We start from the raw sequence: 14,047 nt of genomic DNA, 5'->3' as shown, positions 1-14,047 counted from the left end.
GCTGTAGCTTCAATGATTTCGACTCCTTTTCTTTCACATAACTGGCGAAGAATTCTACCTATATCTGCCTTCTATATTTTGGCGCAAAGACGATGTGATACTTACAATTCCATGTAGTGTGTGCTAAATTTTTATTATTCATTGAGAGCCTCTCGCATAGCAAGGGGTTTTCAAAAGATACAATAAAAAAACAGTCAGCGCACAGCTGACTGCTTTGTTGCCTAGCGACGTCCTACTCTCACAGGGGGAAGCCCCCAACTACCATCGGCGCTAAAGAGCTTAACTTCCGTGTTCGGTATGGGAACGGGTGTGACCTCTTTGCCATCATCACTAGACTTTTTATTTAATTGAAAGATTTGTTCTTTCAAAACTGGATAAACGGTGCATTGAATGTTTCAAACGTTTTGGTTAAGTCCTCGATCGATTAGTATTCGTCAGCTCCATGTGTCACCACACTTCCACCTCGAACCTATCTACCTCATCGTCTTTGAGGGATCTTACTTACTTGCGTAATGGGAAATCTCATCTTGAGGGGGCTTCATGCTTAGATGCTTTCAGCACTTATCCCGTCCACACATAGCTACCCAGCGATGCCTTTGGCAAGACAACTGGTACACCAGCGGTGTGTCCATCCCGGTCCTCTCGTACTAAGGACAGCTCCTCTCAAATTTCCTACGCCCACGACGGATAGGGACCGAACTGTCTCACGACGTTCTGAACCCAGCTCGCGTACCGCTTTAATGGGCGAACAGCCCAACCCTTGGGACCGACTACAGCCCCAGGATGCGATGAGCCGACATCGAGGTGCCAAACCTCCCCGTCGATGTGGACTCTTGGGGGAGATAAGCCTGTTATCCCCGGGGTAGCTTTTATCCGTTGAGCGATGGCCCTTCCATGCGGAACCACCGGATCACTAAGCCCGTCTTTCGACCCTGCTCGACTTGTAGGTCTCGCAGTCAAGCTCCCTTGTGCCTTTACACTCTACGAATGATTTCCAACCATTCTGAGGGAACCTTTGGGCGCCTCCGTTACCTTTTAGGAGGCGACCGCCCCAGTCAAACTGTCCGCCTGACACTGTCTCCTGCCCCGCTAAGGGGCATGGGTTAGAATTTCAATACAACCAGGGTAGTATCCCACCGACGCCTCCTTCGAAGCTGGCGCTCCGAGATCTCTGGCTCCTACCTATCCTGTACAAGTTGTACCAAAATTCAATATCAGGCTACAGTAAAGCTCCACGGGGTCTTTCCGTCCTGTCGCGGGTAACCTGCATCTTCACAGGTACTATAATTTCACCGAGTCTCTCGTTGAGACAGTGCCCAGATCGTTACGCCTTTCGTGCGGGTCGGAACTTACCCGACAAGGAATTTCGCTACCTTAGGACCGTTATAGTTACGGCCGCCGTTTACTGGGGCTTCAATTCGCAGCTTCGCTTGCGCTAACCACTCCTCTTAACCTTCCAGCACCGGGCAGGCGTCAGCCCCTATACGTCACCTTACGGTTTTGCAGAGACCTGTGTTTTTGCTAAACAGTCGCCTGGGCCTATTCACTGCGGCTCTCATGCGCTTGCACGCTCAAGAGCACCCCTTCTCCCGAAGTTACGGGGTCATTTTGCCGAGTTCCTTAACGAGAGTTCTCTCGCACACCTTAGGATTCTCTCCTCGACTACCTGTGTCGGTTTGCGGTACGGGCACCTCTCACCTCGATAGAGGCTTTTCTTGGCAGTGTGAAATCAGGAACTTCGTCCATACGGACTCGCCATCACAGCTCAACGTTACAGTGTGCGGATTTGCCTACACACACGCCTTACTGCTTGGACGCGCACAACCAACGGCGCGCTTACCCTATCCTACTGCGTCCCCCCATTTCTCAAACGGTGAGGAGGTGGTACAGGAATATCAACCTGTTGTCCATCGCCTACGCCTATCGGCCTCGGCTTAGGTCCCGACTAACCCTGAGCGGACGAGCCTTCCTCAGGAAACCTTAGTCATACGGTGGACGGGATTCTCACCCGTCTTTCGCTACTCATACCGGCATTCTCACTTCTAAGCGCTCCACCAGTCCTTCCGGTCTGACTTCAACGCACTTAGAACGCTCTCCTACCACTGACATCGTAGATGTCAATCCACAGCTTCGGTGAATCGTTTAGCCCCGATACATTTTCGGCGCAGCGTCACTCGACCAGTGAGCTATTACGCACTCTTTAAATGATGGCTGCTTCTAAGCCAACATCCTGGTTGTCTGTGCAACGCCACATCCTTTTCCACTTAACGATTACTTTGGGACCTTAGCTGGTGGTCTGGGCTGTTTCCCTTTTGACTACGGATCTTATCACTCGCAGTCTGACTCCCGTGTATAAATATCTGGCATTCGGAGTTTGTCTGAATTCGGTAAACCGGGATGGCCCCCTAGTCCAAACAGTGCTCTACCTCCAGTATTCTCATCACGAGGCTAGCCCTAAAGCTATTTCGGAGAGAACCAGCTATCTCCAAGTTCGATTGGAATTTCTCCGCTACCCACACCTCATCCCCGCACTTTTCAACGTGCGTGGGTTCGGGCCTCCAGTAAGTGTTACCTCACCTTCACCCTGGACATGGGTAGATCACCTGGTTTCGGGTCTACGACCACGTACTATTTCGCCCTATTCAGACTCGCTTTCGCTGCGGCTCCGCCTTCTAAAGCTTAACCTCGCACGTAATCGTAACTCGCCGGTTCATTCTACAAAAGGCACGCTATCACCCATTAACGGGCTCTAACTACTTGTAGGCACACGGTTTCAGGATCTCTTTCACTCCCCTTCCGGGGTGCTTTTCACCTTTCCCTCACGGTACTGGTTCACTATCGGTCACTAGGTAGTATTTAGCCTTGGGAGATGGTCCTCCCGGATTCCGACGGAATTTCACGTGTTCCGCCGTACTCAGGATCCACTCAGGAGAGAACGAACTTTCGACTACAGGGCTTTTACCTGCTCTGGCGGACCTTTCCAAGTCGCTTCATCTAACTCGCTCTTTTGTAACTCCGTATTGAGTGTCCTACAACCCCAAGAGGCAAGCCTCTTGGTTTGGGCTCTTCCCGTTTCGCTCGCCGCTACTCAGGGAATCGATTTTTCTTTCTCTTCCTCCAGGTACTTAGATGTTTCAGTTCCCTGGGTCTGCCTTCAAGACGCTATGTATTCACGTCAAGATACTACGCGATTAAACGTAGTGGGTTCCCCCATTCGGAAATCTCCGGATCAAAGCTCACTTACAGCTCCCCGAAGCATATCGGTGTTAGTGCCGTCCTTCTTCGGCTCCTAGTGCCAAGGCATTCGCCGTGCGCCCTTAATAACTTAACCAAGTTATTAAGCCTATAAAAAACTTAAAAAATAAATGTGTTTGTTACAATTTCAATGTCGTTTTATCCAGTTTTCAAAGAACAAAAAAATGGTGGAGCCTAGCGGGATCGAACCGCTGACCTCCTGCGTGCAAGGCAGGCGCTCTCCCAGCTGAGCTAAGGCCCCAAGAGGTATATATGGTGGGCCTAAATGGACTCGAACCATCGACCTCACGCTTATCAGGCGTGCGCTCTAACCAGCTGAGCTATAGGCCCTCTTGGAAGTTTTATTAAATTTCATAAACCTTCAAAACTGAACGCAAAACGTAATCTTACAAACCCAAGGTTTGTATTCCGAAAATATCCTTAGAAAGGAGGTGATCCAGCCGCACCTTCCGATACGGCTACCTTGTTACGACTTCACCCCAATCATCTATCCCACCTTCGGCGGCTGGCTCCAAAAGGTTACCTCACCGACTTCGGGTGTTACAAACTCTCGTGGTGTGACGGGCGGTGTGTACAAGGCCCGGGAACGTATTCACCGCGGCATGCTGATCCGCGATTACTAGCGATTCCGGCTTCATGTAGGCGAGTTGCAGCCTACAATCCGAACTGAGAACGACTTTATCGGATTAGCTCCCTCTCGCGAGTTGGCAACCGTTTGTATCGTCCATTGTAGCACGTGTGTAGCCCAGGTCATAAGGGGCATGATGATTTGACGTCATCCCCACCTTCCTCCGGTTTGTCACCGGCAGTCACCTTAGAGTGCCCAACTAAATGATGGCAACTAAGATCAAGGGTTGCGCTCGTTGCGGGACTTAACCCAACATCTCACGACACGAGCTGACGACAACCATGCACCACCTGTCACCGTTGCCCCCGAAGGGGAAACTATATCTCTACAGTGGTCAACGGGATGTCAAGACCTGGTAAGGTTCTTCGCGTTGCTTCGAATTAAACCACATGCTCCACCGCTTGTGCGGGCCCCCGTCAATTCCTTTGAGTTTCAGTCTTGCGACCGTACTCCCCAGGCGGAGTGCTTAATGCGTTAGCTGCAGCACTAAGGGGCGGAAACCCCCTAACACTTAGCACTCATCGTTTACGGCGTGGACTACCAGGGTATCTAATCCTGTTTGCTCCCCACGCTTTCGCGCCTCAGCGTCAGTTACAGACCAGAAAGTCGCCTTCGCCACTGGTGTTCCTCCAAATCTCTACGCATTTCACCGCTACACTTGGAATTCCACTTTCCTCTTCTGCACTCAAGTCCCCCAGTTTCCAATGACCCTCCACGGTTGAGCCGTGGGCTTTCACATCAGACTTAAAGGACCGCCTGCGCGCGCTTTACGCCCAATAATTCCGGACAACGCTTGCCACCTACGTATTACCGCGGCTGCTGGCACGTAGTTAGCCGTGGCTTTCTAATAAGGTACCGTCAAGGTACAGCCAGTTACTACTGTACTTGTTCTTCCCTTACAACAGAGTTTTACGATCCGAAAACCTTCTTCACTCACGCGGCGTTGCTCCATCAGGCTTTCGCCCATTGTGGAAGATTCCCTACTGCTGCCTCCCGTAGGAGTCTGGGCCGTGTCTCAGTCCCAGTGTGGCCGATCACCCTCTCAGGTCGGCTACGCATCGTCGCCTTGGTGAGCCGTTACCTCACCAACTAGCTAATGCGCCGCGGGCCCATCCTATAGCGACAGCCGAAACCGTCTTTCAGTCTCTTGCCATGAAGCAAAAGAGATTATTCGGTATTAGCCCCGGTTTCCCGGAGTTATCCCAAACTATAGGGTAGGTTGCCCACGTGTTACTCACCCGTCCGCCGCTAACGTCAAAGGAGCAAGCTCCTTTTCTGTTCGCTCGACTTGCATGTATTAGGCACGCCGCCAGCGTTCGTCCTGAGCCAGGATCAAACTCTCCATAAAAGAAATTTGATTAGCTCAAATTGTTTTGCTGGCATCATGTTTGATGTCCAAAATTGTGTTTCGTTCGCTAGTAAAACTAGCTACTTAAAACTTTATTGATTACGTTTTGCTTGTTCAGTTTTCAAGGTTCATGTTCTTTATTTCGTCGTCACCTCTTGGCGACTCATTTATAATATCAAGATTCAAAAACAAAGTCAACACTTTCTCCAAAAATATTTTAATACAATATATATAAATGTTTCAAAACACAATTATGGTTAAAATCCTCACTATTTAATTGATTAATATTGCGAAGTATTTCTTAAGGAAACTACTAATATCTCACCTATTTATACTAGCACTTGCGTAGAGTAAAACTCTTACCTGATAAAAAAAGGCAAACCACATAATATAGTTTGCCCCTTTATCTATAAATTAGTTATGATACGTGAAATATAGAAGCTACGATTTTTTCCTAAATCAAAAATTTCCCCTGAATGAATTAATTTAATAAATGGTCGTGTTGGGGCAAATTTATTTACATACATTACTTCCCCACGTTCTAAATTAGAAAGTTCTACAATTGTACCTATTGGAAGATCTGCAACAATATCAATTAATGCACGTACTACTTTAATATCAAATTTACCAAACTCAGATTCATTGATCATTTCTATCACTTTAAATGAAGATTGTTTTGTTCTATACACTCGTTCACATGTCATAGCATGAAAAACGTCTGCAACAGCAATGATTTGTGCAAATATAGAAATATTTGCGATCTTTTCGTTCTTCGGATATCCACTACCATTTAAACGTTCATGATGTTGGAAAATTGCTTCTTTCATCGTTTCTTTTAAAATGGTCAAATCTTTCACCATATTATGGCTATAAATGGGATGTTTATAAATCTCATCATATTCTTGCTCTGTTAATGGTGTCTTCTTATCCCTGATACGGGGATGTACTTTAGCCATACCACAATCAGCTAATAAACCACCGATGGCTACTTGAATAGTTGTCCCTCTATCATAACCAAGTTTTTGAGCAATAACTGAGGCAATTAAACCAGTTGCTACACAATGATGATACAGGTAGTCTTTTGGATTTGAGTACTCATTTAAATCAAAAATAATAGTACGATCTTCTAGTACCATCTCTACTAGAGGTAAAATAATTGTTCTGGCCTTTGCAATATCTACCTTGGCTCCCGCTTCCCAGTTTTTAAATTCTTTTTTAAACTGTTCAACAGAATGATTATAGATTTTTCTAAAAGTCGGAATTTCTTCTATTGTAACTTCGACATCGCTCTCATTCTTTTCTACACGAGTATCATTTTCACTTTTGTAAACGGGGACGGTGAAAATATTAAATGCATGAAAAACTTGTAAGTGTACATAAGAAATCATTGTATCTTTGAAAATAATCGGATACTGTGTATTAGCAAATATATCTTCAGAAATTACCTTGCCAACACCTAGCTCTGAAATTGGAACATGTATAGTTTCCACGGAATGAACACCTCTCCACTATTTTCTTGCTTCAAAATAAGGTATTTTCATTTTATCATGGAATTCAAAATAATTACTTATATTTCATTATTTACGTAAAAAAACCGATGACGACATTCAATAATGTCATCATCGGATTATATTATTCTTCGACTTCCTCTTCGTCTTCTAAAGACTCTTCTGCTTTTTCCACTTTAGCGACAGTTGCAACCAATTCGTCATCTCCTAGTCGAATTAAACGTACACCTTGCGTACTGCGCCCAATTAATGAAATATCATTCACATCCATACGGATAAGCATACCATTAATAGTTATAAGCATTAAATCCTCAGAACCATCGACGGTTTTTACAGCCACCATTGGACCATTCTTATCTGTAATCTGGATAGTTTTCAGTCCTACTCCACCACGACTTTGTAAACGATAGTCCTCTTCAGAAGTACGTTTACCGTAACCTTTTTCAGTTACTACTAAAATTTCTTGCCCCGGCTCAACAATCTCCATACCAACTACTTCGTCACCATCACGTAGCTTAATGCCTCGTACACCACCAGCTGTACGGCCCATAGATCGAATGTCGTCTTCTTGGAAACGAACGAGCATGCCATCGCGTGTACCAATAATGACTTGTTTCTCTCCATCTGTAAGACGTACAGAAATAAGATCGTCGTCTTCTCTCAAGCTGATTGCGATTAAACCATTTGTTCGGATGTTAGCAAATTGCGATACAGGAGTACGTTTTGTAATACCTGTTTTTGTGGTAAAGATAAAGTAAGCATCGTCATCAAACGACGCAACACGAATCATAGCTGTTACTTTTTCGCCTTTTTCTATATTGAGCAAGTTTACGATAGGTAACCCTTTAGCAGTACGACCGAACTCAGGAATTTCATATCCTTTTGCTCTAAATACTTTACCTTTAGACGTGAAGAATAAAATTGTATCGTGGGTAGAAGTATTCATTAGATGCTCTACAAAGTCGTCTTCATTTGTACCCATTCCTTGTACACCACGACCACCACGCTTTTGACTACGATATGTATTCGCAGCTAAACGCTTGATATAGCCATTATGTGTCAAAGTAACAACTGAGTTTTCAACAGGAATTAAATCCTCATCCTCAATCATTTCAATTCCACCTGATGTAATCTCAGTACGGCGTGTATCATTAAAACGTTCTTTCAACTCTAAGATTTCAGTACGAATAATATCTACAATTTTCTCTTCATCTGCTAAGATTTCCTTTAATTCAGCTATAAGAACTTGAAGCTCTTGATATTCTGCCTCAATTTTTTCACGTTCTAAGCCACTTAACCGAACGAGGCGCATATCTAAAATAGCTTGAGCCTGACGCTCAGATAAGCTAAAACGTTCCATTAATTGAGGTTTTGCTTCTTCACCACTACGTGAACCACGTATAATAGCGATTATTTCATCAATATGATCGAGTGCGATTCGTAAGCCCTCTAAAATGTGAGCGCGGTCTTCAGCTTTTCGAAGATCAAACTCTGTACGACGACGAATAATTACTTTTTGGTGTTCTAAATAATGGTATAGCATTTCTTTTAAGCCTAATACTTTAGGCTGACCATTTACTAAAGATAGCATATTGATACCGAAGCTAGATTGCATAGCTGTTTGTTTATATAAATTATTTAGTACAACATTAGCATTTGCATCTTTACGAACTTCAATCACTACACGCATACCACGACGGTCTGACTCATCACGTAAATTTGTGATTCCATCTATTTTTTTATCACGTACAAGCTCTGCAATTTTTTCAATGAGCTTAGCCTTATTCACTTGGTAAGGTAATTCATGAATAAGAATAGTTTCCTTACCATTTGCCTTTTGCTCAATTTCCACTTTCGCACGGATGATAATGGAACCTCGACCAGTTTCATAGGCTCTACGAATACCACTACGTCCCAAAATTAATCCACCAGTAGGAAAATCAGGGCCAGGAATGATTTCCATTAGCTCTTCAGTGGTAATGGCTGGATTTTCAGAAAGTGCTATAACAGCATCAATTGTTTCACCCAATTGATGTGGTGGAATATTTGTTGCCATACCTACAGCAATCCCTGCAGCACCGTTGACTAAAAGATTTGGATAGCGACTTGGTAACACTATTGGTTCTTTTTCTGATCCATCATAGTTATCTGTATAGTCAATTGTATCTTTATTAATATCACGGAGCATTTCCATTGCTATTTTAGACATACGTGATTCTGTATATCGCATGGCTGCTGCGCCATCACCATCAACAGAGCCGAAGTTTCCGTGACCATCAACAAGCATGTAGCGATAGCTAAAATCTTGTGCCATACGTACCATTGCATCATAGATGGAAGAGTCACCATGTGGATGGTACTTACCCATTACATCCCCAACGATACGTGCTGACTTTTTGTAGGCTTTATCTGCTGTATTACCTAATTCCTGCATCCCATATAAAATACGACGATGAACTGGTTTTAATCCATCACGTACATCAGGTAATGCACGTGATACAATTACACTCATTGCATAATCAAGAAAGGATGTTTCAATTTCTTCTGTTATATTAATTCCTTTAACACCGGAGCGTTCTTGTTCTGACAAAGTGTAGACCTCCTCTCAAGAAAAATTAGATATCTAAATTAGCGTATACGGCATTTTCCTCGATAAATTGACGACGAGGTTCAACTTCATCGCCCATTAAACGTTCAAATGCTTGGTTTGCTTTAATTGCATCATCTAATTCTACTTGTAATAATGTACGGTACTCAGGATCCATTGTTGTTTCCCAAAGCTGCTCAGCGTTCATTTCACCAAGACCTTTATAACGCTGCACATTTGGTTTTGGCATTTTTGGTAGCCGTTCTAAAATTTCTTTTAATGTCTCTTCATCATAGCAGTACTCAATATGTTTACCTTGTTTCACTTGATAAAGTGGTGGCTGTGCAATATAAATATAGCCTGCTTCTATAAGTGGTCGAAGGAAACGGAAGAAGAATGTTAAAAGTAATGTACGAATATGTGCCCCATCGACATCGGCATCTGTCATGATAATGATTTTATGATAACGAGCTTTCTCTAAATTAAACTCCTCACCAATACCAGTGCCGAATGCTGTTATCATTGCACGGATTTCCGCATTCGATAAAATTTTATCTAGTCGAGCTTTCTCAACGTTAAGGATTTTACCTCGTAAAGGTAAAATTGCTTGAAAGTGTCGATCACGTCCAGATTTAGCCGAACCACCGGCAGAATCACCCTCAACAATATAAATTTCACAATCAGCTGGGTTAGTAGAAGAACAATCAGCTAATTTACCCGGTAAGCTAGATACTTCGAGAGCATTTTTACGACGAGTAAACTCACGTGCTTTTTTCGCAGCTACACGAGCACGTGCTGCCATTAATCCTTTTTCCACAATTTTTCGTGCAACCGTTGGATTTTCTAACATAAAACGCTCAAAGCCATCTGAGAACAAAGAATTGGTAATTTGACTTACTTCTGAATTCCCTAACTTTGTTTTTGTTTGTCCTTCAAATTGAGGATCTGGATGTTTAACAGAAACTATAGCTGTTAACCCTTCTCGTACATCCTCACCTGTAAGATTAGCGTCAGATTCTTTTAGTAATCCACTTTTTCGTGCATAGTCATTAATAACGCGTGTAAGGGCTGTTTTAAACCCTGATTCATGTGTACCGCCCTCATACGTATTAATGTTATTAGCAAATGAAAAAATATTAGAAGAGAATCCAGCATTATATTGCATAGCAATTTCTACTGTGATGCCATCCTTCTCTCCAAGAACATCAATTGGATCATGGATTGGGTCTTTAGATTGATTTAAATGCTCAACATAAGAACGAATACCACCTTCATAGTGGTATGTTGTTGAGCGCATCTCTTCTTCACGTTCATCAGCAATCGTAATCTTAATACCACGATTTAAATAAGCCAATTCTCTAATACGATGAGCTAAAATATCATATTCATAAACAGTTGTTTCTTTAAATATTTCTGGGTCAGCTTTAAAACGCGTTGTTGTACCATTATGATCTGTATCACCGATAACTGTTAATTCTTGAACTGTTTTTCCACGTTCAAATTTTATTTCATGGATATGACCTTCACGGTGTACTTGGACAATTGTTTCAATAGAAAGTGCATTTACTACTGATGCTCCAACTCCATGAAGACCACCAGAAACTTTATAGCCTCCACCGCCAAATTTACCACCAGCATGTAAAACAGTCATAATAACTTCAACAGCCGGCTTACCCATTTTTTCTTGAATACTAACTGGAATACCTCGGCCGTTATCCTCTACACGAATCCAGTTTTCTTTTTCAATTGTTACTTTTATATCTGTACAAAATCCTGCAAGTGCTTCATCGATACTATTATCAACAATTTCCCATACTAAATGGTGAAGCCCTTTAGAGCTAGTTGAACCGATATACATCCCTGGTCTTTTACGTACTGCTTCTAAACCTTCTAATACCTGTATCTGATCGGCCTCATAAGCTTGGTTTTGTAAACCTTCGTTCTCTATAGCCACGGCTTTCATCTACTCCTTCATAACATCATTGTGTGTAAATGAATGAACAGTCAACCGAGCTGACTATTACCATTCTTTTTGTAATCTAAAAAACTACCCTGGCTAACTTCTTTCAATCGCACCTTGTTTCACGTGGAACAGTTGAGCCTGTTCCATCGTTTCATGATGAATTCCTTCCACACTTGTGGTTGTTACAAAGGTTTGGACTTCACCCTGAATGGTATTTAATAAATGCGATTGGCGATAATCATCGAGTTCCGATAAAACATCATCTAAAAGTAGTATGGGTGTTTCTTTTGTTTCTTGTTTAATTAATTCAATTTCAGCAAGCTTTAAAGATAATGCAGTAGTTCGCTGTTGCCCTTGTGAACCATAAGTTTGGACATCATAGCCATTGACTAAAAACTGTAAATCATCTCGGTGTGGACCAACTAGTGTCACGCCTCTATCAAATTCACGTTCTCTCGCTTCAATTAATTTTTGATGTAAAGTATTTTCAATTTCACTAGTAGAGTGCTCTTTTTCAATACCAGCTACCGTACGATATTTTATAACAAGTGTTTCCTTACCTTGCGATATACCTGCGTGTATGGGTTCCGCCCACTCCTGCAATAAATCCATAAATTGAAATCTTTTACGAATAATTTGGGTAGCAGCGTGAATATATTGTTCATTGTAGACCTCATACATCACATCATTGGACATGGACTTGCCTTGGTTCATTTTTAAAAAATGGTTACGTTGTTTTAAAACTTTTTGAAAGGTTAATAAATCATGTAAATAGACAGGCGAAATTTGCCCAATCTCCATATCAATAAAACGCCGACGTATTTGCGGACTTCCCTTTACAACGTTCAAATCCTCTGGCGCAAACATAACGACATTCATTTGACCAATATAATGACTAAGGCGACTTTGCTCTATATGATTTATCTTGCCCTTTTTACCTTTCTTTGTAATCGTAAGTTCGATCGGTAAAATACCATGCCTTTTTTTAACGGCCCCTTCTATTTTACCATAGTCTGAATCCCAACGTATCAATTCTTTATCGTTCGTTGTTCGATGGGACTTAGCCATTGCTAAAACATAGATGGACTCCATAACATTTGTTTTTCCTTGTGCATTTTCACCAATGAAAACATTAATTTTTGGAGAGAAGTTTAAAGCTAAGGCATCATAGTTACGGTAATTTGTAAGTTTTATTTGCTCAATATACATAATTTATTGTCCAGTTGGTCCTATAATTTGAAAACGACCACATCCAGGAATATTTACAATATCTCCGTTACGTAATTTTCGACCTCGACGATCGTCTACTTCTCCATTTACATATACAGCATGTTCTTGTAAAAACCACTTGGCCATTCCACCTGAACTAATGGCATCAGTAATTTTTAAAAGTTGCCCTAACGTGATGAACTCCTCATCAATTTTAATGTCCTGCATAGTGTGTTCCCCTCCGAATACAGACTGTCTATCTCTCTATCATACCTAAAATTACGCCATAAGTAAAAAAAGATAGTCACTATGAGCGACTATCTTAACAGATCTTATATTCTTTAGTAAGTTCGTACAGGTAAAATTAATTGTAAAATAGCATCATCATGAACGGAACGTAAAATAAACGGTCTCATTGCCCCGGTAAATTGAATAACTACGTCTTGTCCATCTATTGCTTTTAATGCTTCCATCATATATTTTGCACTGAATGAAATTTTCAAACCTTCCCCTTCTAATGCTTCCACAGGAATTTCTTCTTGTACTTTACCGATTTCAGGAGAGTTAGAAGAAACTTCAACTGCTTGGTTATCTAAAATTTCAAAACGGACAACATTATTACGATCGCCTCGTGCAACAAGTGATGCACGGTCAATAGCTTGTAATAAAGATTTACCATTAATTGTTACATTCGTTTGATATTCTTCAGGAATTAAACGAGTTGTGTCAGGATAATTTCCTTCCAGTAAGCGAGAGAAGAATAATACATCACCAGTTTTAAATAATACTTGCTGACTTGTAATAACGATTTGGACAAGATTTGTAGAATCTTCAAGAACTTTATTTAATTCATTCAAACTTTTCCCTGGAATTACTACACTATGTTCAACTTCTGGTAAATTTTCGAGTTGCACTTTACGTCTTGCTAAACGATGGCTATCTGTTGCAACACAGATTAATGTTTCATTTTTGATCTGCCAGTTTACACCTGTCAACACGGGTCTACTTTCTGAAGTGGCAACAGCGAATACTGTTTCACGGATAATTGTTTTTAAGAGATCAGCAGGAATAGTAAATTTTTGATCTTCTGTAAGCTCTGGTAACAAAGGATACTCTGCTGCATCTGAGCCAATTAAATGGAATTCCGATTTCCCTGAACGAATATGCGTTTGGAAACCAGGTGTTACTTGTATTTCAACATCGTTTGTTGGTAATTTACGTACGATTTCATTAAACATACGTGCTTGTACAACAATTGAACCTGTTTCTGTAATGTGAATAATTTGTTGTCCATCTTCTTCTACTGGAATAAATGTTTGAATAGTTATATCAGCATCACTACCAGTTAAGCGGATACCTTCCTCTGTTACATCAATTTTAATCCCAGTTAAAATTGGAATAGTTGTTTTTGAACTTACTGCTTTCATGACATCATTTAAACCTTCTAATAAACGGTCACGTAAAATATCAAATTTCATTCGTTTTCCCTCACATATTTATATTATTTATTTATATAAAATAAAAAGATATAGTAATAGGCCCTGTGGAT

General features: G+C 41.7%; 6 protein-coding genes, 2 tRNA genes, 3 rRNA genes and 1 pseudogene (1 of these 12 only partly in view). All 12 read right to left on the bottom strand.

Annotated features, from left to right (window positions below; genetic code table 11):
- Positions 1 to 142 (bottom strand): annotated as a pseudogene (gene tnpA, locus NP781_RS22710) (IS200/IS605 family transposase) (it extends 315 nt beyond the left edge of the window).
- A 77-nt stretch (positions 143 to 219) separates the two neighbouring features.
- Positions 220 to 335 (bottom strand): 5S ribosomal RNA (gene rrf / locus NP781_RS22705).
- Positions 336 to 404: 69 nt separating this feature from the next.
- Positions 405 to 3,331 (bottom strand): 23S ribosomal RNA (locus tag NP781_RS22700).
- Positions 3,332 to 3,420: 89 nt separating this feature from the next.
- Positions 3,421 to 3,496, bottom strand: a tRNA-Ala gene (locus NP781_RS22695).
- Positions 3,497 to 3,508: 12 nt separating this feature from the next.
- A tRNA-Ile gene (locus tag NP781_RS22690) sits at positions 3,509 to 3,585 on the bottom strand.
- A gap of 94 nt (positions 3,586 to 3,679) precedes the next feature.
- A 16S ribosomal RNA gene (locus NP781_RS22685) occupies positions 3,680 to 5,231 on the bottom strand.
- The 16S, 23S and 5S rRNA genes sit together here with 2 tRNA genes alongside, the layout of an rRNA operon.
- Before the next feature lie 407 nt (positions 5,232 to 5,638).
- On the bottom strand, positions 5,639 to 6,721 hold the full coding sequence (locus tag NP781_RS22680) for an HD-GYP domain-containing protein (RefSeq protein ID WP_257520884.1): 1,083 nt from the start codon (positions 6,719 to 6,721) through the stop codon (positions 5,639 to 5,641).
- Between the two features lie 142 nt (positions 6,722 to 6,863).
- The gene (gene gyrA, locus NP781_RS22675) at positions 6,864 to 9,329 is read right to left on the bottom strand and encodes a DNA gyrase subunit A (protein WP_257520883.1); all 2,466 of its coding nucleotides are present in this window, start codon (positions 9,327 to 9,329) and stop codon (positions 6,864 to 6,866) included.
- Between the two features lie 25 nt (positions 9,330 to 9,354).
- Complete coding sequence (gene gyrB, locus NP781_RS22670; protein ID WP_257520882.1) at positions 9,355 to 11,289, bottom strand: DNA topoisomerase (ATP-hydrolyzing) subunit B; 1,935 nt, start codon at positions 11,287 to 11,289, stop codon at positions 9,355 to 9,357.
- A 93-nt stretch (positions 11,290 to 11,382) separates the two neighbouring features.
- Complete coding sequence (gene recF / locus NP781_RS22665; protein ID WP_004233301.1) at positions 11,383 to 12,498, bottom strand: DNA replication/repair protein RecF; 1,116 nt, start codon at positions 12,496 to 12,498, stop codon at positions 11,383 to 11,385.
- 3 nt (positions 12,499 to 12,501) lie between these two features.
- Positions 12,502 to 12,726 (bottom strand): S4 domain-containing protein YaaA, encoded by a 225-nt coding sequence (yaaA, locus tag NP781_RS22660; RefSeq protein WP_004233303.1) that lies wholly within the window; start codon positions 12,724 to 12,726, stop codon positions 12,502 to 12,504.
- Between the two features lie 113 nt (positions 12,727 to 12,839).
- The gene (gene dnaN, locus NP781_RS22655; protein WP_004233305.1) at positions 12,840 to 13,976 is read right to left on the bottom strand and encodes a DNA polymerase III subunit beta; all 1,137 of its coding nucleotides are present in this window, start codon (positions 13,974 to 13,976) and stop codon (positions 12,840 to 12,842) included.
- Between the last annotated feature and the right edge of the window lie 71 nt (positions 13,977 to 14,047).

The sequence above is a fragment of the Lysinibacillus sp. FN11 genome (assembly GCF_024628845.1).
GTDB classification, from domain to species: domain Bacteria; phylum Bacillota; class Bacilli; order Bacillales_A; family Planococcaceae; genus Lysinibacillus; species Lysinibacillus capsici.
The sequence above is the reverse complement of the archived record's forward strand: the minus strand, read 5'-3'. Positions and strand labels throughout refer to the sequence as shown.